The sequence below is a fragment of the Sphingomonas sp. FW306-05-A genome (assembly GCF_058782275.1).
Genome location: NZ_JBYSXN010000002.1, coordinates 1,073,469 through 1,095,635, shown reverse-complemented (window position 1 = coordinate 1,095,635; position 22,167 = coordinate 1,073,469). Strand labels below are relative to the sequence as shown.

Genomic DNA, 22,167 nt, shown 5'->3' with positions numbered 1-22,167 from the left:
GGCGCTGACGTCGGGTCGCGTTCCCCTAACTTTTTTCCCCGGCGAAGGCCGGGGCCCAGTCGCGATGGCCGAAGTAACGGCGCGCACCCGCTCGCAATCTTCTGTTCCTCGACTGGGCCCCGGCCTTCGCCGGGGAAGCAGTTATGAACTCAGGCCACCGACGCAACCCTTACCCGCTGTTGCGCAACGCAGTCGCGATCGCGTTGATCGAAAGCAGGATGCCCTCGCCGATCCGCTCGTCCTCATCGCCCGCGCGGCGCCGCTTGATCAGCTCGATCTGGAGCAGGTTGAGCGGCTCGATGTACGGGAGGCGCAACCGGATCGACGTCTCGAGCGCGGGATGCGCTTCGAGCAGGCGAGACTGGCCGGTCACGTCCAGCAGACCGTCATGCGCCTGCCGCCACCCCGCTTCGATCCGCGGGAAGATCGCGTCGGCAAGGCTGCGATCCTCGACCAGCGCGGCATAGCGCGCGGCGATCCCCATGTCGGACTTGGCGATGACCTGTTCCATATTGGCGAGCGTCGCCGCGAAGAACGGCCAGCCCTGCGCCATGTCGCGCAACAGTGCCTTGTCCTCGAACGCGTCGATCGCCTGGCCGACGCCGTACCAGCCCGGCAGCATCACGCGCGCCTGCGCCCAGCTGAACACCCAGGGGATCGCGCGCAGATCCTCGATCCGGTCGCTCTTGGTCCGGCTGGCGGGGCGCGAGCCGATCTTGAGTCCCGAAATCTCGGCGATCGGTGTCATTTCGCGGAAGAAGGTGCGGAATCCCTCGGTGCCATAGACGAGGTCGCGATACGCCTTGAACGCGCTCGCCGAGAGCTGGTCCATCGCCTCAGAGAAACGCTGCGTGTCGGCGGCAGACAATTGCTCGGGCTCGAGGCTGGCAAGCAACGTCGCCGAAGCCATCGCCTCCAGATTGGTCATCGCACTGTCGCGCGTGCCATATTTGCCCGCGATCACCTCGCCCTGTTCGGTAATGCGGATCCGGCCCTGCACGGTGCCGAACGGCTGTGCGCGGATCGCGGCGAAGGCCGAGCCACCGCCACGCCCGACGGCGCCGCCACGGCCGTGGAACAGCTGCATGCCGACGCCTGCGTCGGCGAAAACGCTGCGCAGCGCGGTGGACCCTTTGGACAGGCTCCAGGTCGAGGTGAGATACCCCCCGTCCTTGTTCGAATCCGAATAGCCGATCATCACTTCTTGATAACCACGCGCGGCGGTGACCGCGCGAACCTCGGGCAGCGCGAACCATTCGGTCATGATCTCGGGCGCTGCTTCCAGATCGCCGATCGTCTCGAACAGCGGCACCGCCATGATCGCGGCGAGCGGGGTTTGCCCGTCGGTTCCCTGCGGCCGGTACAGACCAACTTCCTTCAACAACACGTTGAGTTCGAGCAGGTCTGACACGGACTGCGCCATCGACACGATATGCTGGACGATGCACGCGGTGCCATAGGTGGCATGCGCGGTCGCGGCAGCGCGCAGGATCGCGAGTTCGGACTTGGTCTCGTCCGAATAGTCCGCGAATGCGCTGCCCAACGGCCGCGCGTTGGACAGTTCGTGGCGCAGCAGCGACACACGCTGCGATTCATTCAGCGCCAGATAATCGTCCTCGACCCCGGCGACCTTGAGCAGCTCGGCGACGACGCGCTCCAGCACCGCGCTGTTCTGTCGCAGGTCGAGCGTCGCAAGATGGAAGCCGAACGTCTCGACTGCGCGGATCAGCCGTCCGAGCGCGCCGCCCGACGACAAGGTCCCTCCGCCACCCGCCGCGAGCGCGCGGGCGATGATGACGAGATCGGCGCGGAACGCCTGCGGATCGGCATAACGCTCGCCCGTGAGCGGTCCTGGTCGCGGCGCGGCCTTGCCGGTCAGCGCCAGATGCGTCGCGGCGAGCCTGGCGTAAACGCCTGACAGCGCGCGCCGGTACGGTTCGTCGCTGCGGCTTTCGGCGTTGTCGCCGCTTGCGTCCGCCAGCGCGGTGACCGCGGTGTCGGCGGGTGCGAGATTGGTCGAGATCGACAGCTCGGCACCGAGCGCGTGGACCGCATCGAGATAATAGACCAGCACCGCTTCGCTCGCCTTGGCGAGGGCGGCGCGCAGGCTGTCGGCCGTGACAAACGGATTGCCGTCACGATCGCCGCCGATCCAGCTGCCGGGCTTGAGGAACCCCGGCGTGCGTTCGCCAAGCGCGCGATCCCAGCGCTGGTACAGCGCGGGGAGGGCGGGGAGGAACACATCGCGCAGATAGCTGAGCGCGGTCTCGACCTCGTCGGTGACGTACAGGCGTTCGCGCCGCAGCACGCGCGTCTGCCACAGCAGCGCGATCTGGCGAAGGATCGCCTGCTCTACGTCGTCGCCCTCGGGCGTGTCGGTCGCGCCGGTGTCGCGCAGCAGCATCAGCGCGGCGATCCGGTTGCGATGGTCGATCATCGACTTGCGGCGCACTTCGGTCGGGTGCGCGGTCAGCACCGGAGCGAGCAAGGCATGCTGCAGCAGCGCGATCGCCTTGGCCTTGTCGATCCCTTCATCCGCCAAGCGGTCGAGCGCGGAAGCAAGGTCCGCGCCCTGTTCCGCAGTCACGCCCTGCCTGTCCTCGGCAAGATTGGCGAGCATTGAGAAGAGCATGAAACCGCGGACAAAATCGATCGTCTCGTCGAGGTCGAGCTGATCGAGCGCGAGGTCGACGGCTTTATCGTCGGCCGCACCGCGGTGCCGCTCAACCGACGCTGCGCGAATCGTTTCGGTTCGCTCGTACAGGGCGTCGCCGCCATAAGCGCGGATCACGTCGCCGAGCAGCTTGCCCAGGAAACGGATGTCGGGATTATTGGTGATCGAGGGGAGGTCAGCCATCCGGGGATGCTGCATCGCAACACCCCCGGGGTCAACCATCACTGTGTTGCTGGAGTCGCCGCCGGGGTGGCGGGCGTTGCCTTGGCACCTTGCGCGGCGCGGGCGGCCGCTTGTTCCTTGTTGGTCACCATGCCGTCCTTGTTGGCATCGGCCTCGTCGAACCGCTCAAGCCCGCGCGCGACGAATTCGCTCTTGCTGATCGCGCCATCCTGATCGGTGTCCGCGCGCGCAATGCGGTCTGCGCGCGTGTTGCCGAGTTCCAGCCTGCTCAGTCGGCCGTCACCGTCGGCGTCGCGTTCGTCGAAGCGCTTTTCAAGCAGTTGCCGGACCTCATCGCGCTTGGCGAGCGTCGGCGGCACGAAGTCGTTCAGGGCGTCGTCACTGGGTGCGGAGCGGCCGCAGCCGGACGTTACCAATACCAGGGCCGCCAGACCCACAATCCCCATACGCAGCATCTTCGTCTCCCGGACCGAACAGGTCGACGCGCGTGTATCGGCGTCAAGCTTCCAGCTCAACGTCCCAATACAGCCAGTCGTGCCACGTTTCGTGCAGGAAATTGGGCGGATAGCGTCGGCCATGCTCCTGTAAGTGCCAACTTGTAGGCCGGATTGCGTCGATATGAAGCGGCATGCCTGCCTGTTTCGGCGTACGCCCGCCCTTCTTGAGGTTGCACGGCGAACAGGCGGTCGCGACATTCTCCCACGTCGTCCGCCCGCCCTGCGCGCGCGGGACGATATGGTCGAAGGTCAGGTCGCTGCCCGAACCACAATATTGGCAGGTGAACTTGTCGCGCAGGAACAGGTTGAATCGGGTGAAGGCGGGGAAGGCGCTTGGCCGCACATATTGCTTGAGCGCGATCACCGATGGCAATTTGATCCGCTGCGTCGGGCTGCGCACTTCGCGTTCATATTCGGCGACAATGTCGACTCGGTCGAGGAACACCGCCTTGATCGCGGTCTGCCACGGCCAGACCGACAAGGGATAATAGCTCAGCGGGGTGTAGTCTGCGTTGAGCACAAGCGCAGGACAGCCATCGGGGTGGCGGATGAGATCGGGATGGTACATTCAAGCCCCCCTTTTCCTCGGTCGCGTGACGCTTCCTGCGCGGCTTCTTGCCGGTTAGGATGACGCTGTCATGACAGCCGCGCCAATCTTGAACGAACACAGCACAGGGCGCGACTCGGGGTCAAGGGGAACGATCGTAGGGTACGCTCCCGGAGCGGCGCACCGCGCTCCGATCGCGACGGCGCGATGACCGCGCAAATCGTCAGCCGGTTCGCCCCGAGCCCGACCGGTAAGCTTCACCTCGGCCACGCTTTCTCGGCGATCCAGGCGCACGATCGCGCTCGGTCCGGCGACGGGGTGTTCCTGTTGCGCATCGAGGATATCGACGGGACGCGCAGCCGCCCCGAGCATGTCGCGGCGATCGAGGCGGATCTGGCCTGGCTCGGGCTGGCTTGGGACGGGGCGGTGCTGTTCCAGTCGACCCGGCTCGACGCCTATGCCGTCGCGCTCGATCAATTGCGGGGCGAAGGCCTGCTCTACCCCTGTTTCTGCACGCGCGCCGAGATCGCCGCGAGCCTGTCCGCGCCACACGGACCGGGTGCGGTCTATCCCGGAACGTGTCGCCATATGGACGACGCATCCCGAACTGCGCGGATTGCGGAGGGCGCGCAGCATGCGTGGCGGATCGACATGGCCGCCGCAGTCGCTCGCACGGGCCCGCTCGACTGGAACGACGAGCGCGCAGGCCACATCGTTGCCCGGCCAGAAACGCACGGCGACGTCGTCCTCGCACGCAAGGATGCGCCCGCGAGCTATCATCTCGCCGTGACGGTCGACGATGCGGCGCAGGGTGTGACGCATGTCGTGCGCGGGCTCGACCTGTTCGGCGCGACCGACGTCCACCGGTTGCTCCAGGCGCTGCTCGACCTGCCGACGCCGGTCTATCATCATCACGCGCTGCTCCACGATGCGGACGGCGTGCGGCTGGCGAAGCGCACCCATGCGCCAACGCTCGAACGGTTGCGGCTGGCGGGGGAAGACGGCATTGCGCTCGCGCGGACGCTGCGCAGCGGACAGGTGCCCTCGGACATTGTGACCACTGGCTTTCTCGTCCCGAACGCCTAAGTTGATGGCATGAGCACTTTCCTGACAATCCTGCTGATCGCGGCGATGATCGCCACGGTCGTCGTTCTGGTCCGAGGCCTGGTGGTCTTCCTGCTTGGTGCAAGCCAGCAGGCGCGCGACGGGACGGGAAGTGCGGACGGGATCAGCCCGTCGGCGGTCAAGTCGAACAAGATGATGCAGTATCGCATCATGTTCCAGGCGGTGGCGATCTTCCTAGTCGTGCTGATCATGTGGCTCGCGGGCAAGAGCTGACCGCGGAGAAAGCACCGGTCCTTGACGGGACCGGATCGGGGGACAGGGTTTGGTAAAGCTCAATCGTATCTACACGCGTACCGGGGATGACGGCTCGACCGGGCTGGTCGACGGGTCGCGTGTGGCCAAGGACGATGCCCGGATGGCCGCGATCGGCGATGTCGACGAGGCGAACAGCCTGATCGGCGTGGCGGCGGTTGCTCTCCGCGAAACCGGCATCGACAATATCTGGCTGGTTGCGCTGCTGGAGCGGGTGCAGAACGACCTGTTCGATCTGGGTGCGGATCTGGCGACCCCGGGGGAGGACTTTGCGCCGTCCGAGATGGTGCTGCGGATCGTCGCGGCGCAGGTCGAGCGGCTCGAAACCGAAATCGATCGCATGAACAGCGAGCTCAGTCCGCTCACCAGTTTCATCCTGCCCGGCGGTACGCGCGGTGCGGCAGCGCTCCACGTCGCCCGCGCCACGATCCGGCGCGCGGAGCGGACCGCGGTCGGGGCGGCGCGGCAGGTCGCACTCAATCCGCTTGCGCTCACCTATCTCAATAGATTGTCTGATTATCTGTTCGTCGCGGCGCGCGTCGTGAACCAAAATGCGGGCGGGGACGTTTTGTGGCGACCGGGTGCAACCCGCTGATGTGAGATCGGTGGGAGATTGCCTCGTTGAACGCCCCGGCGGGGGCAGGATTTTTCCGGAACGGACGAGGCGATGGCGACACGGACTGCTCCAAGGACTGACGCCGCACCGCTTGGCGAACGATTCCGCGCAGTCCGCGACCTGACCGTCGCTTTGGTCGCGCCTCTGTCGGATGCGGATGCGACCGCGCAGTCGATGGACGATGCGTCGCCCGCCAAATGGCATCTGGCGCACACCAGCTGGTTTCTCGAAACCTTCATCCTGCGCGATTTCGTCAGCGGTTATAAACTGTACGACGATCGTTTCCCGTTCCTGTTCAACAGCTATTACGAAGCCGAGGGCCAGCGTCACGCGCGCAACCGGCGAGGGATGATCACGCGCCCGGCACTCGACGAGATCCTGGCGTATCGCGCGCATGTCGATGCGCAGGTGCTCGCGGCGATGCCGGACCTGCCCGAGGCGGCGCAGGAGCTGATCGCGCTGGGGTGTCATCATGAGGAGCAGCATCAGGAGTTGCTCGTCACCGACATCCTGCATTTGATGGCGCAGAACCCGGTCGAGCCCGCGATCTGGCCCGCGGCGCGCAAGGTTCCGGTGGAGATGCCGCGCCCGGTCGGTTGGATCGAGCGCACCGCCGGGCTCGTCGAGATCGGCCATGACGGCGACGGCTTTGCGTTCGATTGCGAGGGGCCACGCCACCAGGCGCTGCTCAGCGCGCATGCGATCGCGGATCGCACCGTCACCAACGGCGAGTGGGCCGCGTTCATCGCGGATGGCGGCTACACCGAACCACGCCACTGGCTGTCCGATGGCTGGGCGTGGGTGAAGCGCGAACGGATCGTGGCACCGCTCTATTGGGAGCAGCGCGACGGCGCGTGGACGCGCTTCGGGCTCGACGGGCGGCGTGCGATCGACCCGGCGGCACCGGTGACGCATGTCAGCTTCTTTGAAGCGGATGCCTATGCAAGCTGGGCAGGCGCACGCTTGCCGACCGAAGCCGAATGGGAAGCCGCAGCGGCGCGCCACGATCCGCTCGGCGGCAACCAGCTCGATACCGCCGGCCCGGTCGAGCCGCGCCCGTCGACGGGCGGCCCGGCTTTCTTCGGCGACGTGTGGGAATGGACCGGGAGCGCGTATCGCCCCTATCCGGGCTTCCGCGCGGTCGAGGGTGCGGTCGGCGAGTATAACGGCAAGTTTATGAGCGGGCAGTGCGTCCTGCGCGGCGGATCCTGCGCGACCCCGCGCGGCCATGCGCGCGCTTCCTACCGCAATTTCTTCTATCCGCATCAACGCTGGCAGTTCACCGGCGTCCGGCTTGCCAAGGATCTCTAATGCTTAAGCCAGAAATCGAGGACGGTCAGGCGAGCCTGGCCGATCCGGCGTTCCGTCATGACGTGTTGCAGGGCTTCACCATCCGCCCACGCGCGATCCCGGCGCGGTGGTTCTACGACCGGCGCGGGTCCGAGCTGTTCGAGGCGATCACCGACTTGCCCGAATATTATCCGACCCGGACCGAGACCGCGATCCTGCGCGATTGCTGCGCCGACGTCGCGCGGATCGCAGGCACCGGACGCGCGGTGGTCGAGTTCGGCTCGGGCTCGTCGACCAAGACGCCGATCTTGCTCAAGGCGGTCAACCCGGCGGCTTACGTGCCGATCGACATTTCAGGCGATTTCCTGCGCGAATCCTCGGCGGATCTCTCCGCCGCCTTCCCCGGATTGCCGGTGCTGCCGGTCGAGGCCGACTTCCTCAAGCCGATCGATCTGCCGGGGCAAGTGATCGACACGCCCAAGCTCGGGTTCTTCCCCGGATCGACGATCGGCAACATGATCCCGCACGCCAGCGTCGATCTGCTCCGCGCGATGAAGATGTCGCTCGGCGAAGGCGCGATGCTGTTGATCGGGATGGACCGGATCAAGGATCAGGCGACGCTCGAAGCTGCGTATGACGATGCGCAGGGGGTGACGGCGGCGTTCAACCTCAACCTGCTCGAGCGGATCAACCGCGAACTGGGGGCGACGATCCCGGTCGATGCGTTCCGCCACCGCGCGATCTGGAACGACGATCGCGCCCGGATCGAGATGCATCTCGAGGCGACCCGCGACGTGCGCTTCACGATCGAGGGGCGGCCGTTCGAGATGGCGGCGGGCGAGACGATCCACACCGAGAACAGCCACAAGTTCGGGCCACGCGACGCGCGGATCCTGCTCCGCGCGGGCGGGTGGACGCCGGTCGGCGAATGGACCGACCTCGAGGGGCGGTTCGCGGTGATCCTCGCGGAGGCACAGCCTGCGCGCCTCGCGCCGTAACCGACGCGCGGCGATTGCCGCCGCATCGCCTGATCCCTAAGGCTGCGGCAAAACGTAGCGAAGGACAGGATATGCAGACGGTAGGTGTCATCGGCGCAGGCCAGATGGGTGCGGGGATCGCACAGGTTGCGGCGCAGGCGGGGTTCCACGTTATGCTCAGCGACGTGTCGAAGGACCGTGCAGAGACGGGCAAGGCGGGGATCGCCAAGGCGCTCGACCGGCTCGTCACCAAGGAGAAGATTACTGCGGAGGCGCGCGATGCGGCGCTCGCGCTGATCGAGCCGGTCGAGGGCCTGTCCGCGATGGCGCCCGCGTTCCTCGTGATCGAGGCGGCGACCGAACGCGAGGAGATCAAGCGGTCGATCTTCGCCGAGGTCGGCAAGGTGCTCGCGTCGGACGCCATCCTCGCGTCGAACACTTCGTCGATCCCGATTACGCGCTTGGCGCAGGCATCGCCCGATGCGGCGCGGTTCATGGGCGTGCATTTCTTCAATCCGGTGCCCGTGATGGGGCTGATCGAGCTGATCCGTGGCCTCGCCACGTCCGACGCGACGGTGGCGGCGGTCGAGGCGTTCGGGCGCAAGCTCGGCAAGGAGATCGTCCATGCCAATGATGCGCCGGGGTTCATCGTCAATCGCGTGCTGATGCCGATGCTCAACGAAGCGTGTTTCGCGTTGGGGGAGGGCGTCGCGACGGTGCGCGATATCGACGTCGCGTGCCAGCTCGGGCTCAACCATCCGATGGGGCCGCTGACGCTCGCCGATTTCATCGGGCTCGATACGTGTCTGGAGATTACCCGCGTGTTGTTCGAGGGGACGGGGGATCCCAAGTTCCGGCCTGCGCCATTGTTGGTGAAGTATGTCGAGGCGGGGTGGTTCGGGCGTAAGACCAAGCGCGGGTTCTATGATTATTCCGGCGCGGAGCCTGTGCCGACGCGGTGATGCTGGCACTGTTAGCTCCCCTCCCCTTCAGGGGAGGGGCTGGGGGTGGGGCAGTGCAGATTACCTAACGTCAGTTCTGCTGCACGGCCCCACCCCAACCCCTCCCCTGAAGGGGAGGGGCTAAAGCTCTAGATCAAATCCGGTGTTCGCCCTTGACCCAGCGGACCGTGCCCGAGCTCGCGCGCATCACGACGCTTTCGGTCGTCATGATCTTGCCCTTGCGCTTGACGCCCGCGAGCAGCGAGCCGTCGGTCACGCCCGTCGCCGCGAAGATGCAGTCGCCGCGCGCGAGTTCGGTCAGGTCGTACTGCTTGTCGAGATCGGTCACGCCCCACTTGGCCGCCCGCGCACGCTCGTCGTCGTTGCGGAACAACAGCCGCCCCTTGAACTGCCCACCGACGCAGCGCAGCGCCGCCGCGGCGAGCACGCCTTCCGGAGCGCCACCGGCCCCCATGTAGATGTCGATCGTCGTATCGGGGTTGGTCGTCGCGATCACGCCCGCGACGTCGCCGTCGCCGATCAGCATGATCCCGCAGCCGAGGTCGCGCAGTTCGGCGATCAGTTTCTGGTGGCGCGGACGATCAAGCACGCAGGCGATGATGTCCTTGGGGTCGACGCCCTTGGCGGCTGCCAGCGCACGGACGTTTTCGCTCGGCGACTTGTCGAGATCGATGATCCCCTCGGGATAGCCAGGGCCGCAGGCGATCTTGTCCATATAGACGTCGGGGGCGTTGAGCAGCCCGCCTTCCTCGGCGATCGCGAGCACCGCGAGGCTGTTCGGGCCCGCGGTTGCGCAGATCGTCGTGCCTTCCAAGGGATCGAGCGCGATGTCGATCTTCGGGCCCTTGCCGATCGCCGAGCCGACCTTCTCGCCGATGAACAGCATCGGCGCTTCGTCGCGCTCGCCTTCGCCGATCACGACGGTGCCGTCCATGTAGAGTTCGTTGAGCGCGGCGCGCATCGCCTCGACCGCGGCGGCATCGGCCGCCTTCTCGTCACCGCGACCGGTAAGGGTCGATGCGGCAACCGCCGCTGCCTCGGTCACGCGGACCATTTCGAGCACGAGAACGCGGTCGAGCGTCTGGGAGCGGGTGGTGGTCATCTGGGATCCTCTTTGTCGTTTGTCGAGTGGACTAAGCGGGGAGGCAAAGGATGTCGAGTTTGGGGAGGGCGCCTCTCTTTGGGGGCTGCCTTCTTAAGCCCCTCCCCTTCAGGGGAGGGGTTGGGGTGGGGCTGTGCAGAATACCCAGCGTTGGTTCTGCTGAACTGCCCCACCCCAACCCCTCCCCCGAGGGGGAGGGGCTAGTAAGATCAGTCGCGCAGCAATTCGTTGATGCTGGTCTTCGACCGCGTCTGCGCGTCGACGCGTTTCACGATCACCGCGCAGTACAGGCTTGGCTTGCCGTCGCCGCCGCCCATGCTGCCGGGGACGACCACTGCATACGGCGGCACCTCGCCGCGGAACACTTCGCCGGTCGCGCGATCGACGATCTTGGTCGAGGCGCCGAGATAGACGCCCATCGACAGCACCGCGCCTTCGCCAACGCGAACGCCCTCGGCGACTTCGCTGCGTGCACCGATGAACGCGCCGTCACCGATGATGACCGGGTCGGCCTGGAGCGGCTCGAGCACGCCGCCGATCCCGGCGCCGCCCGAGATGTGCACGCCCTTGCCGATCTGCGCGCAGCTGCCGACCGTCGCCCAGGTGTCGATCATCGAATTCTCGCCGACATAGGCACCCAGATTGACGAAGCTCGGCATCAGCACCGCGCCCTTGCCGATGAATGCACCACGCCGGACGATCGCGCCCGGCACGCTGCGGAACCCCGCCTGGCGGAATTCGGCCGAACCCCAGCCGTGGAACTTGGAGGGCACCTTGTCCCACCAGTTCGCGCCGTCCGGGCCGCCTGCGATCTCGGCCATGTCGTTGAGGCGGAACGACAGCAGCACCGCCTTCTTGAGCCACTGGTTGACGCGCCAGCCGCCCGCGCCATCGGGCTCGGCGACGCGCACCGCGCCTGAATCGAGCTGGTTGAGCGCGCTTTCGACCGCGTCGCGGATGTCGCCCTTGGTCTCGAAGCTTACCGTGTCGCGTGCATCCCAGGCTGCGTCGATCGTCGTCTGTAAGTCGCTCATAAATCCCCCATGATGTCGTGAAGCCACGCGGTCAGATCGGGCGTGGTGAAGTCGATGAAGCTGCGGTCCTGCTCGGCGGCGGCCTGCTCGGAGCCATTGTCGATCCACACCGTCGTCATGCCGATCGCCTTGGCGGGCGCGAGGTTGCGCGCCATGTCCTCGACGAACAGCGACTCGGTCGGATCGATGTCGAACGCCGCGCACAGCCCGGCATAGGCCGAGGCATTGGGCTTGGGTTTGAGGTCCATCGCGTGGATGTCGTGGATCGCCTCGAAGCTCTCGCCGAGGCCGAGCCGGTCGAGCACGCGCGTCGCATACGGCGTGTCGGCGTTGGTAAAGATGATCTTGCGCCCCGGCAGTCGCGCGATCGCGGCGGCGAGGGGGGCGTTCTGCTTGAGTACGTCCATCTCGATATCGTGAACGTCGGCGAGGAAATGATGCGGGTCGATCCCGTGCTCGGCCATCAGCCCGGCAAGCGTGGTGCCGTGATCGAAGAAATAGGCCTTCTGGATCCGCCGCGCCTCGACCAGGTCGACGCCCAGCGCGTTCGCGACATAGGCGGTCATCTTGACGTCCATCTGGTCGAACAGCCGCGCCGACGCTGGATACAGCGTGTTATCCAAATCGAAAACCCAATTGCGGATAAGGGCGAGGCGCGCGAGCATTGCGGGCGGGTCCTACGCGCAGGTCACGCGGGGGGCAAGGCAGGGATGACGCGAGGGCGACGCGGTCGGGACACGACGCGCGCCTCGCGGGACGAGAGTGGGGGCGAACGACGATGCGACCGCAGACGAAGAGACTTCTGGCCCGGACCACGGCGTTTGCGGGGGTGAGCCTGCTCGGCGCGTGTGGCGGGGGCGGGGGCGGCGTGGGGGGCATTCCTGCGCCGCCGCCCGCAACGACCCCGACCCCGACGCCTACGCCGGTTCCAGCGCCAACGCCTGCGCCGACTCCCACCCCGACGCCAACCGCGACGAATTACGATACCGCCGAATATCGCGCGACGGTGGGGGCGGTGTCGGCCAATGCGCTCGCTTTGTATCAGGCGGGGGCGACGGGGCGGAACATCACGGTCGGGATCGTCGACAGCGGCGTGGCGCTCGCCAGCGAAGAGTTCACCGGTCGCATCTCCTCGGCATCCGCCAATGTCGCGGGCGGGACGAGTGCGGCGGACGAGGACGGGCATGGCACCGCGGTCGCCTTTACCCTGGCCGGACGGCGCAACGATACCGGGACGCAAGGCATCGCGTTCGAGGCGACGATCCTCGCCGCGCGCGCGGACGCGCCCGGATCGTGCGCGACGGCTGGAGGCGGGACCGACAATTGTACCTTCGCCGACAGCGCGATCGCGCGTGGGATCGACCTTGCGGTCAATAACGGCGCGCGTGTCATCAACATCTCGCTCGGCGGCGGGACTGCCGGAAACTCCGTGATCACCGCGGTCAACCGCGCAACCGCCGCAGGGATCGTGATCGTAATCGCTGCGGGCAACGATTTCGCGACCGACCCGACGAATGCGGTCAACCCCGACGGTTTCGCGCAAGTAGCCAACACCGCCGCCGCGCGCGGGCTCGTCATCATCGCGGGGTCGGTCGGCGCGAACGCCAGCCGGACCGCGGGCGGCGACACGATCTCCAGCTTCAGCAACCGTGCGGGCAATTCCGCCGCACATTATCTTGCGGCGGTCGGGGAAGGCGTCCGCGCCCCCGATGCCACGGGCACGCCCTTCCTGTGGTCGGGCACGTCCTTCTCCGCGCCGCAGATCGCGGGTGCGGCGGCGTTGCTCGCGCAGGCGTTTCCCAATCTGACCGGCGCGCAGATCGTCGCGATCCTCTACGCCTCGGCGCGGGATGCGGGCGCGGCGGGGGAGGATGCGGTGTACGGCAAGGGCGTGCTCGACCTGACCCGCGCGTTCCAGCCGATCGGCGGGACGTCGGTGGCGGGGACGACGTCCGCGGCCTCGCTCGCGTCCAATGCGATGCTGTCCGCGCCGATGGGGGATGCGGCGCAAGGGGCATTGGGCGCAGTGGTGCTCGACGGGTTCAGCCGTGCCTTCGCGGTCGACCTCGCGCGGACGATCCACCGGGATGGCCCCGCGCCAACGCTGCTCGGCCAGCTGCAATCGACCACGCGCAACGTCACCACCAGCGTCGGCGGCACGATGAGCGTCGCGCTGACGGTCGCGCCGGTCGCGGGCGGCGGGGCGAGCGTGTCGCGGCTGATGCTGTCGCGCGGCAATGCCGATCAGGCGCGCGCGATCGCGGGGACGGTGACCAGCCGGATCGGCCCGCACGCCAGCTTCGCGATGGGGTTCGCGGAGGGCGGCGCAGTGCTGACCGCGCGCCTCGTCGGGCGCAACGACCCGGCGTTCCTCGTCGCGCGCGATCCGTTGCAGGGCGCAGGCTTCGACAGCCGTGCACGCGGGGCAAGCGCGGTCCGCCAGCAAGTCGGTGCGTTCGGGCTGACCGCCGCGGTCGAAAGCGGCGACGCCTTGGCGCGCGATCCCGACGCACTCGTCGCGCTGCGCAACCGCTATCGCCGCTATGGCTATGACCGCAGCGCGATCACGCTCGACCGTGCGTTCGGCAACCTCAGCGTCGCGCTGACCGGCACGCGGCTGGCGGAACGCGCGACCGTGCTGGGCGCGCGGTTCGGCGATGCGCTCGGGGGTACGCGCGCGACGAGCTGGTTCCTCGACGGCGCGGCGCGTTTCGAGAATGAGGACGGGTGGAGCATCGGCGGATCGCTGCGCCAGGGCTGGACCAACGCGGACGTGCGCGGCGGGTTGAACGGGCGTGGAACCCTCCGCACCAATGCCTTCGCCGCGGATGTGGGCAAGGACCGGCTGTTCGGCCTGCGCGACAGTTTCGGCCTGCGCGTCGCGCAACCGCTCCGCGTCGCGCGCGGCGGAATCGATCTGACGCTGCCGACGGCCTATGATTACGACACGCTCGCGGTGTCGGGGTGGACCGTCCAGCGCATGAACCTCGCGCCGACCGGGCGCGAGATCGACCTGGAGGCGCGCTATGCGGTGCCGCTGGGGACGGGGATGCTCCAGACCAATCTGTTTCTCCGCCGCCAGCCGGGGAATTTCGTCGCGCTGGGGCAGGATCTTGGCGCAGCCACGCGGTGGTCGGTAGCATTCTGAAACCGGCTTCCCATATCGGGTCCATGACTGCTTATTCCCTGCTCGATCTCGTCCCCGTCGTCGAAGGCGGCAGCGTCGCCCAGGCGCTCCGCAACGCTGGCGATCTCGCCGCCCATGCCGAAAGCCTCGGCTTCTCGCGCTACTGGACCGCCGAACATCACGGCATGACCGGCATCGCGAGTGCGGCGACCTCGGTCGTGCTCGCACATATCGGGCAGGCGACCTCGACGATCCGCGTCGGCGCGGGCGGGATCATGCTCCCCAACCACGCCCCGCTCGCGATCGCCGAGCAGTTCGGCACGCTCGACGCGTTGTTCCCCGGACGGATCGATCTCGGGCTCGGACGTGCGCCGGGCTCGGACCAGATCGTCGCGCGCGCAATGCGGCGCAGCCTTAACACCGATCCCAATGCCTTCCCCAACGACGTGCTCGAGCTGCAAAGTTATTTCGCGGGCGACGGCCAGACCGGCGTCCACGCGACCCCGGGGGCGGGGGCGGACGTATCGCTGTGGATCCTCGGGTCGAGCACGTACGGCGCGCAACTCGCCGCGATGCTCGGGTTGCCCTATGCCTTCGCCTCGCACTTCGCGCCGGATGCGCTGATGAGTGCGATCGAGATCTACCGCCGCACCTTCCGCCCGTCGGCGGTGCTGGCCAAGCCGCATGTCATGGCGGGGTTCAACGTGTTCGCGGCGGACACCGATGCCGAGGGTGCGCTGATCGCGAGTTCGCAGGAGCAGGCATTCGTCGCCTTGCGGACCGGCAACCCGCGCCAGCTGCCGCCGCCCGTCGAAGGCTATCGCGAGAGCCTCGGCGCACAGGGCGGTGCGATCCTCGATCATGTGCTGTCCTGCTCGGCGGTCGGTGGCCCGGCCAAGGTCGCGCGCGAGATCGCCGCGTTCGTCGCGCGGACCGGGGTCGATGAACTGATGATCGCCAGTTCGATCTATGATCACGAAGCGCGCAAGCGGAGCCTGACGATCACGGCGCAAGCGCTGCAGGAACTGGCGATCGCGGCCTGACCCGACAGTGCGCGGTGGCGGCTAAGCGTGTCTTCCTAAAGGGATAGACACCGTGCCGGATACAACTGGTTTGCCCGGAGTGTCGCTACCGCTTACACTGTAGAATTGGCTGAACGCAGCATGAATGGCACGCATTTGCGCCGTTTCGCAAGATCGGCCGATCGTCCCGATGCCACGCCCGAGCGCGCGGCATTAACGATAAGTTGCTGATTTCCCACAGCTGTCGCTGAACCTTACAGTTAAGCGTCGCCGCCGACCGTTCCCCCTCGCGAATGCACTTGGCACGGGCGTTGCATAACTCCGAACAAGTAGTTTTAGGAGTATGGAATGCGTACGAAGTTTCTGGCGGCAGCCGCCGCAACGACGATGGCTCTGGTTTCCTCGAACGCCTATGCGGCCGCCAACCTGACCAACGTGACGATCAACGGTCTCGGCAGCAGCTTTTCGTGGGATACGCTGAACGGCGCCAACAACACGGTCTTCGTCCAGCAGTTCACCGAAGACTTCGCCGGCATCGTCAACCCGCGCAGCGAAGCGATCAACATCGCGACCAGCGAAGGCCTCAACAGCTTCTCCACGCTCGGCGACGGCCAGCCCTTCGGTTTGACCGGCGAAGCCGCATCGGCTTACCAGATCGTCCTGAACTTCGCAGACGGCGCGACCATCGGCGCGATCTTCAGCACCGCTGACCCGCTCGGCACGCTGATCAGCACGTCCGATACCGTCGGCGGCACGACCTACGCGATGGGCGGCTTCAGCTGGGCACGCGCGGTTCCGTCGAACGTCGTCAGCCAGAAGTTCGCCCGTCCCGGTGGCGACCTGAACGACTATAGCGGTCTGTTCTCGTTCACCGTGTCCGGCGCAGTTCCTGAGCCCACCACGTGGCTGATGATGCTTGCTGGCTTCGGCATGATCGGTGCCGGCCTCCGTTCGCGCGGCAAGGTCCGCACGAGCGTGACTTACGCCTGAACGCATCCGCGTTCACCGTTGACGGGAAAAGCCGTCGGTCCACCCGGACCGGCGGTTTTTCTTTTGTGGAGAGCGGGGGCAGACCGACGGCTCGTTTGGGTCGCACCGCAGGGCGAGGTCAGTTTGCAGCGGGCAACCGCAGTCGCACCAACAAGCCGCCGAGGTCCTCGCTCTCCTCGAGCGATACGGTGCCCTCGTAGATCTCCGCGACATCGCGCACGATCGCCATGCCCAGCCCCGTTCCCGGCTTGCCGGAGTCGAGCCGTACGCCGCGATCGAAGATGCGGATGCGTTCCTCTTCCGGAATGCCGACGCCGTCGTCCTCAATCAGGAACTCGACGAAGCCTGAATGCTTGGACACCGTGACGAACACGCTGCCCCCGCCATACTTGGCGGCATTCTCGATGAGGTTTCCGAGCATCTCGTCCAGATCCTGTCGTTCGACATGGACCTGCAGGTCGCGCGGGCCGGACGTGTCGATGCGGACGTGGCGATACAGCACGCCGACCGCACGCTCGACCGATTCCAGGCTTGGCCAGACATCCGCGCGGCTGTGCGCCGACCCGCGCCGCCCGACCGCGCGCGCCCGCGCGAGGTGATGGTCGACCTGTCGCCGCATCGTCCGCGCCTCGCGCACCACCGTATCGCCCAGATCGTCCGCCTTGGCAGTCGCGGCGTTCATGATGACGGTCAGCGGCGTCTTGAGCGCATGCGCGAGGTTGCCGGCATGCCGCCGCGCTTCCTCCGCCTGACGTTCATTGTGTTCGATCAGCGCGTTGAGTTCCTCGACCAGCGGTGCCACCTCGATCGGCATCGGCCGCTCGACCTGCCGCGCCTTGCCTGCACGCATCCGCGCGATCTCGTCGCGGACCCGGCGCAGCGGCCACAGTCCGTAGAAGGTCTGCAACGCCGCCATCACGATCAGCCCGAAGGCGAGCAGCAGGAAGCTGCGCAGCAGTGTCTTGCGCAACACCCGGATCTGCGCGTCGAGCCCATCGCGCACCTGTGCGACCTGGAAACGCCACTGCAGCTTCGAACCGGGGAGCGTTACGTCACGCTCGACGATGCGCAGTCGCTCCGGAGGATCCGCCTTGGGATCGACGAACTGATCGCTGTCATACGCGTGGACGGTCAGATCGTTATGACGCGCGCCATAGGCCAGCTTGCGATCCCAGAGCGAGCGCGACGCATAGATTTCCTGCCCCGGCGCACTGACCTGATAATACAGCCCCGAATTGGGTTCGAGGAAACGCTGGTCGGCAGGTTCGCGGCTGTTGAGCACCTCGCCTTCGGGGCCGATCTCGGCTGACACGATCAGCGCGGTCAGCACATATTCCAGCTGGTCGTCGAAATTGCGCGTGACCGCGGTGACGAGGATGCTGTCGAGCGCATAGCCGCCGCCGGTCAGCAACAGCAGGATCCACCCCGCCGCGATCAGGATCATCCGACGGCTGAGCGATCCCGTCGTCTTCACGCGCGGATTGATGCGCGGCTCCGCCTCGATCGGCGGGAGCGTTGCGGGCGAGTCCGTTTCAGTCATGGGCTCCGGCCCGATGCGGCTCAGGCATCGGGATCCTCGAGGCTATAGCCGAGCCCGCGGATCGTGGTGATGACATCCTGCCCGAGCTTCTTGCGGATGCGCGTGACGAACACTTCGATCGTATTCGAATCGCGGTCGAAATCCTGGTCGTAGATATGTTCGATCAGCTCGGTACGGCTGACCACCTTGCCCTTGTGGTGGAGCAGGTAGCTGAGCAGCTTATATTCCTGCGCGGTCATCTTGACCGATTCGCCGTTGAGCGTGACCTTGCCGCTGCGCGTGTCGAGCCGGACACCCCCTGCGGTCAGTTCGGACGAGGCATTACCCGAGGCGCGGCGGATCAGCGCGCGCAGCCGCGCGATCAGTTCCTCCGACTGGAACGGCTTGGCGACGTAATCGTCGGCACCTGCATCGAGCCCGGCGACCTTGTCCGACCAGCTGTCGCGCGCGGTCAGCACCAGCACCGGGGCGGTGCGGCCTTCCTTCCGCCAGCGGTCGAGCACGGTGAGCCCGTCGATCTCGGGCAAGCCGAGATCGAGAATGATCGCATCGTAATTCTCGGTCGAGCCGAGGAAATGGCCTTCCTCGCCGTCGGTCGCGAGGTCGATCGCATAGCCTGCGCCCTCGAGCGTGCTCTTCAGCTGCTGGCCGAGATTGGGTTCGTCCTCGACGATCAGAACGCGCATCGAAATTCTCCTTGAAGGCGCCGGTCGGTGGCTCAGTTGCCGGTGCGACCGAGGATCTGGCCTGAGCGGCCATCGACCTCGACCCAGATGACCGATCCATTGCGCAGGAACTTGAGTATGTAAATCCCGCCCTCCGGATCGAAGTCAAAGCCGAGATACTGTGCGCCGCGCATGGTCGGCACGACGCGCGCCTCGATATCCCTGGCCGACAGCAACCGCCCTTCACGCCGACCGCGCAGCGCCTCGCGCTGGTCGCTATGCTGCAGCAGCCCCGCGACCGGCGGCAGCGCGGGGGCAGGGGCCACGGCAAGTCCCATGAGAATGGCGGCGAGCATCGTCATGGGCTTGGCATAGCTATGGTGCGTTGAACAGCCTGTGAATGGTGCGGCTTACGGGATGAATCGAAGCCCTTGCGATTCCGCGGCAGCCGGTTGCCTTCGCGCCACACCGCTTGCTTGCAACGCCCCCGCAGCCTAACGCGCCCGTCATGGCTGCACCTATCCTAGCATATGAAAATCTCGGCATCATCCAGGGCTCGGGGTGGCTCTTTCGGGGGCTCGACATCCACGTCGGCCCGCGCGACCGGCTCGCGCTGATCGGGCGCAATGGCGCCGGCAAGACCACGCTGTTGAAATTGCTCGGCGGCAAGATCGATTCAGACGAGGGCCGCCGCACGATCGTCCCCGGCACGCGTGTGATCCAGCTCGAGCAGGAACCCGCGATGACCGGCTGCCATACGCTCGCGGACTATGTCCTCGGCGGCGACGATGCGCCGCAGCAATATGAGGCGGAAGCGATCGCCGACAAGCTCGGGATCGACCTCACGCGCGAAGCCGCCAAGGCGTCGGGCGGCGAGCGTCGTCGCGCTGCGATCGTCCGTGCGTTTGCGCAGAACCCCGACGTATTGCTGCTCGACGAGCCGACCAACCATCTCGACATCGGCGCGATCGAATGGATCGAGGAATGGCTTCAGCGGTTCCGGGGCGCGTTCGTCGTCATCAGCCATGACCGCACCTTCCTGACCAAGCTGACCAAGCAGACGCTGTGGATGGATCGCGGCAATTTGCGGCGTGCCGAGATCGGTTTCGGCGGGTTCGATGCGTGGACCGAGCAGGTTTACGCCGACGAGCAGCGCAATGCGGAGAAGCTCGACGCGAAATTGAAGCTCGAGGAGCATTGGCTGCTGCGCGGCGTCACCGGGCGACGCAAGCGCAACCAGGGGCGTCTCACCAAGCTGGTCGAGATGCGCGCCGAACGCGCGTCGATGGTCGGGCCGCAGGGGTCGGCGAACTTGACGATCGGGACCGACGATGCGCGTTCGAAGGTGGTGATCGACGCCAAGCACATTTCCAAGGCATTCGGCGACCGGACGATCATCGGCGACCTGTCGCTGCGCGTGACACGCAAGGACCGGATCGGCATCGTCGGCGCGAATGGCGCGGGCAAATCGACGCTACTCAAGCTATTAACGGGCGAATTACAGCCCGACTCTGGACAAATCCGGTTCGCAAAGACCATAGAACGGATCGTAATCGACCAGCAACGCAGCAAGATGGAGCCCGACAAGACGATCCGCGACGTGCTCGCGGACGGCGGCGACTGGATCGAGGTGCAGGGCATCCGCAAGCATGTTGTCGGCTATCTCAAGGAGTTCCTGTTCGAGCCGGGCGTGTTGGACGCGAAGATCGGCACGCTATCGGGCGGGGAACGCTCGCGGCTGTTGCTTGCGCGGGAATTCGCCAAGCCTTCCAACCTGTTAGTCCTGGACGAGCCGACCAACGACCTCGATCTGGAGACGCTCGATCTGCTCCAGGACGTGATCGGCGACTATGACGGCACCGTGCTCATCGTAAGCCACGATCGCGACTTTCTGGACCGCACGGTGACGATCACGCTCGGCCTCGACGGATCGGGCACGGTCGATGTCGTCGCGGGCGGCTACGAGGATTGGGAACGCCGCCGCAAGGCCGCCGCCCCGACCAAGCGCGGCGCGATCGCCAAGAATGCGACGTCTGCTCCGCCGGTTACTGGCGGGGCGGCACCGGGCAAGGTTAAGCTGACCTACAAGGACCAGCGCGATTATGAGATGCTGCCGAAGCGGATCGAGACGCTCGACGCGGCGATCATGCGTGACCAGGAATTGCTATCCGATCCCGAGCTGTACATCCGCGATCCCGACCGGTTCGAGAAGCTGATGGAAGCGATCGGCCAAGCGCAAGCGGACAAGGACGCCGCCGAGCTGCGCTGGCTCGAACTGGCGGAAATGGTCGAGGGGCAGGGATAAGCTCCCGAGCCCCGGAAACGGAAGCTCCTAGAAGCGGAAGCCGCGCGCGAAGGCGACCGCGATCAGCGCGGCGCCGCCCGCGCCGAGCACGGCTTTCCACCGCCACGGCCGGGCCTGGTCCGAAGCCCGTGCCTCGGCATCGGGCGCATGGCTGCGGCCGGTGATCATCTGCGCGGTCAGGTTCTTGCCGCGAACCAGGTAGAAGACGATCGCCAGCAGATGCAAAGCGACCAGCCCGAGCAGCACGTTGAAGACAAACCCGTGGATTTCGGCGGCAAGCCGTCCCTGCTCGAAGCTGACGTAATCCGCCAGCGGCCCGGATTCGAGCCCGTCCACGTCGACCGCGAACAGCCCCGCCGTGACCATCGTGAACAGCACAACGAGCATCGCGACGACGCTCCACCCGCCAAGCGGATTATGCCCCGGCGCAGGCGTGCTGTCGGTGCCCCGCACATACGCCAGCACCGCCCCCGGGCCGCGCACGAACCGCGCAAAACGTGCGGTGGGACTGCCGACCAGCCCCCAGTACAGCCGGAACAGCAATAGCGCGAGGATCGTCAGCCCCGACAGCCGGTGCCAATCGATCAGATGCTCTTCCCCGCTCCACCAGGAGAAACCAAGCAGCGCGACCAGAAGCCAGTGGAACATCCGTATCGGGAGATCCCACAGGCTTGCGCCCCGGCTGGTCGGGGAAGATGCCATGCCGATCAGTCTTCCGCGCGGAACTTGCGATGGCATCCGCCGCAGACCGCTCCGGTCGCCTTCGCTTGCGCGCCGATGGCCGCCGCGTCGCCACTATTGGTGACGGCGACGAGCTTGTCGGCTTCGACCACCAGCTTGGCCATCTGCGCATCGAAGGTGGCGCGATCGGTCCAGATGTTGGGCAAGGCGTCGGTCTTGACCCCGGGGGCGGGGCCGCTGCCCGCGGGGAACAGCTTGCCCTGTCCGCGAGCGGTCGTCGCGATCGTTTGCGCCGCCGCCACCATCGTGGCCTTTGCCGGCGCGCCGCTCTTAAGCTGATCGCCGAGCGCTTTCATCGCGCCGCCCATCTTCTTGAAGCCCGCGACCCGCGTCGCGATGACCGCATCCGCGGTTGGGGCAGCATTCGCCGCGATCGAACCCGTCAGGACGGTTGCCGAAAGGACAAACGCCCCAAGGGAGAATGATTTGAAGGTAGCGAGTCCAGGCATCACACAATCCCTCGTGGTGGCGGCAATGCCGCGTTTGTCTCGCATCCGCGAACAATGTGCCAGCCCGTT

Annotated in this window: 21 protein-coding genes; 10 read left to right on the top strand and 11 right to left on the bottom strand. The window is 66.5% G+C overall.

What is annotated here, in order from left to right:
- Nucleotides 1-169 precede the first annotated feature (169 nt).
- The 3 genes from ppc to AC3WJR_RS13880 are packed head-to-tail and all read right to left on the bottom strand — an operon-like array spanning nt 170 to nt 3,922.
- The gene (gene ppc / locus AC3WJR_RS13890) at nt 170-2,857 is read right to left on the bottom strand and encodes a phosphoenolpyruvate carboxylase (RefSeq protein ID WP_492725560.1); all 2,688 of its coding nucleotides are present in this window, start codon (nt 2,855-2,857) and stop codon (nt 170-172) included.
- 38 nt (nt 2,858-2,895) lie between these two features.
- A complete protein-coding gene (locus tag AC3WJR_RS13885) occupies nt 2,896-3,312 on the bottom strand; it encodes an EF-hand domain-containing protein (protein ID WP_492725559.1) in 417 nt (138 codons plus the stop codon).
- A gap of 43 nt (nt 3,313-3,355) precedes the next feature.
- Nucleotides 3,356-3,922, bottom strand: coding sequence for an HNH endonuclease (locus tag AC3WJR_RS13880; protein ID WP_492725558.1), 567 nt, complete (start codon nt 3,920-3,922; stop codon nt 3,356-3,358).
- A gap of 186 nt (nt 3,923-4,108) precedes the next feature.
- Here AC3WJR_RS13880 and gluQRS point away from each other — a divergent pair, with 186 nt between their 5' ends.
- The 6 genes from gluQRS to AC3WJR_RS13850 all read left to right on the top strand — a co-directional run bounded on the left by gluQRS (nt 4,109) and on the right by AC3WJR_RS13850 (nt 9,123).
- On the top strand, nt 4,109-4,987 hold the full coding sequence (gluQRS, locus tag AC3WJR_RS13875) for a tRNA glutamyl-Q(34) synthetase GluQRS (RefSeq protein WP_492725557.1): 879 nt from the start codon (nt 4,109-4,111) through the stop codon (nt 4,985-4,987).
- Between the two features lie 9 nt (nt 4,988-4,996).
- Complete coding sequence (locus AC3WJR_RS13870; RefSeq protein ID WP_354279068.1) at nt 4,997-5,239, top strand: twin transmembrane helix small protein; 243 nt, start codon at nt 4,997-4,999, stop codon at nt 5,237-5,239.
- A gap of 49 nt (nt 5,240-5,288) precedes the next feature.
- Complete coding sequence (locus AC3WJR_RS13865) at nt 5,289-5,873, top strand: cob(I)yrinic acid a,c-diamide adenosyltransferase (protein ID WP_492725556.1); 585 nt, start codon at nt 5,289-5,291, stop codon at nt 5,871-5,873.
- Nucleotides 5,874-5,945: 72 nt separating this feature from the next.
- Complete coding sequence (gene egtB, locus AC3WJR_RS13860) at nt 5,946-7,205, top strand: ergothioneine biosynthesis protein EgtB (RefSeq protein ID WP_492725555.1); 1,260 nt, start codon at nt 5,946-5,948, stop codon at nt 7,203-7,205.
- Entirely contained in the window at nt 7,205-8,182 is a 978-nt protein-coding gene (gene egtD, locus AC3WJR_RS13855; protein ID WP_492725554.1) for an L-histidine N(alpha)-methyltransferase, read from the top strand. The genes egtB and egtD overlap by 1 nt, the downstream gene beginning before the upstream one ends.
- Before the next feature lie 71 nt (nt 8,183-8,253).
- On the top strand, nt 8,254-9,123 hold the full coding sequence (locus AC3WJR_RS13850; RefSeq protein WP_492725553.1) for a 3-hydroxyacyl-CoA dehydrogenase NAD-binding domain-containing protein: 870 nt from the start codon (nt 8,254-8,256) through the stop codon (nt 9,121-9,123).
- A gap of 133 nt (nt 9,124-9,256) precedes the next feature.
- On the opposite strand, the gene glpX is transcribed toward AC3WJR_RS13850, so the two are convergent.
- From glpX to AC3WJR_RS13835, 3 genes are all read right to left on the bottom strand, one after another.
- Entirely contained in the window at nt 9,257-10,225 is a 969-nt protein-coding gene (gene glpX, locus AC3WJR_RS13845) for a class II fructose-bisphosphatase (RefSeq protein ID WP_354279074.1), read from the bottom strand.
- Between the two features lie 209 nt (nt 10,226-10,434).
- Entirely contained in the window at nt 10,435-11,259 is an 825-nt protein-coding gene (gene dapD, locus AC3WJR_RS13840) for a 2,3,4,5-tetrahydropyridine-2,6-dicarboxylate N-succinyltransferase (protein WP_492725552.1), read from the bottom strand.
- Complete coding sequence (locus tag AC3WJR_RS13835; RefSeq protein WP_492725551.1) at nt 11,256-11,924, bottom strand: pyrimidine 5'-nucleotidase; 669 nt, start codon at nt 11,922-11,924, stop codon at nt 11,256-11,258. The genes dapD and AC3WJR_RS13835 overlap by 4 nt, the downstream gene beginning before the upstream one ends.
- A 113-nt stretch (nt 11,925-12,037) precedes the next feature.
- Here AC3WJR_RS13835 and AC3WJR_RS13830 point away from each other — a divergent pair, with 113 nt between their 5' ends.
- The 3 genes from AC3WJR_RS13830 to AC3WJR_RS13820 all read left to right on the top strand — a co-directional run bounded on the left by AC3WJR_RS13830 (nt 12,038) and on the right by AC3WJR_RS13820 (nt 16,398).
- A complete protein-coding gene (locus tag AC3WJR_RS13830) occupies nt 12,038-14,407 on the top strand; it encodes a S8 family peptidase (RefSeq protein WP_492725550.1) in 2,370 nt (789 codons plus the stop codon).
- 23 nt (nt 14,408-14,430) lie between these two features.
- Nucleotides 14,431-15,429, top strand: a complete 999-nt coding sequence (locus tag AC3WJR_RS13825; RefSeq protein ID WP_492725549.1) for an LLM class flavin-dependent oxidoreductase — start codon at nt 14,431-14,433, stop codon at nt 15,427-15,429.
- Nucleotides 15,430-15,756: 327 nt separating this feature from the next.
- Nucleotides 15,757-16,398 carry a PEPxxWA-CTERM sorting domain-containing protein gene (locus AC3WJR_RS13820; RefSeq protein WP_354279079.1) on the top strand — a complete coding sequence of 214 codons (642 nt, stop codon included), beginning with the start codon at nt 15,757-15,759 and terminating at the stop codon, nt 16,396-16,398.
- 118 nt (nt 16,399-16,516) lie between these two features.
- On the opposite strand, the gene AC3WJR_RS13815 is transcribed toward AC3WJR_RS13820, so the two are convergent.
- The 3 genes from AC3WJR_RS13815 to AC3WJR_RS13805 all read right to left on the bottom strand — a co-directional run bounded on the left by AC3WJR_RS13815 (nt 16,517) and on the right by AC3WJR_RS13805 (nt 18,965).
- Nucleotides 16,517-17,842, bottom strand: coding sequence for a sensor histidine kinase (locus AC3WJR_RS13815; protein WP_354279454.1), 1,326 nt, complete (start codon nt 17,840-17,842; stop codon nt 16,517-16,519).
- 116 nt (nt 17,843-17,958) lie between these two features.
- Nucleotides 17,959-18,624 carry a response regulator transcription factor gene (locus AC3WJR_RS13810; protein ID WP_010162021.1) on the bottom strand — a complete coding sequence of 222 codons (666 nt, stop codon included), beginning with the start codon at nt 18,622-18,624 and terminating at the stop codon, nt 17,959-17,961.
- 32 nt (nt 18,625-18,656) lie between these two features.
- Complete coding sequence (locus tag AC3WJR_RS13805; RefSeq protein ID WP_354279080.1) at nt 18,657-18,965, bottom strand: hypothetical protein; 309 nt, start codon at nt 18,963-18,965, stop codon at nt 18,657-18,659.
- 146 nt (nt 18,966-19,111) lie between these two features.
- On the opposite strand from AC3WJR_RS13805, the gene AC3WJR_RS13800 reads away from it, so the two are divergent.
- Nucleotides 19,112-20,908, top strand: coding sequence for an ABC-F family ATP-binding cassette domain-containing protein (locus tag AC3WJR_RS13800; RefSeq protein WP_492725548.1), 1,797 nt, complete (start codon nt 19,112-19,114; stop codon nt 20,906-20,908).
- A 27-nt stretch (nt 20,909-20,935) separates the two neighbouring features.
- On the opposite strand, the gene AC3WJR_RS13795 is transcribed toward AC3WJR_RS13800, so the two are convergent.
- Both AC3WJR_RS13795 and AC3WJR_RS13790 read right to left on the bottom strand, forming a co-directional pair.
- Nucleotides 20,936-21,610: a cytochrome b/b6 domain-containing protein gene (locus AC3WJR_RS13795; protein ID WP_492725547.1), complete on the bottom strand. Its 675-nt coding sequence runs from the start codon at nt 21,608-21,610 to the stop codon at nt 20,936-20,938.
- Nucleotides 21,611-21,615: 5 nt separating this feature from the next.
- Nucleotides 21,616-22,098: a c-type cytochrome gene (locus AC3WJR_RS13790; protein ID WP_354279085.1), complete on the bottom strand. Its 483-nt coding sequence runs from the start codon at nt 22,096-22,098 to the stop codon at nt 21,616-21,618.
- Between the last annotated feature and the right edge of the window lie 69 nt (nt 22,099-22,167).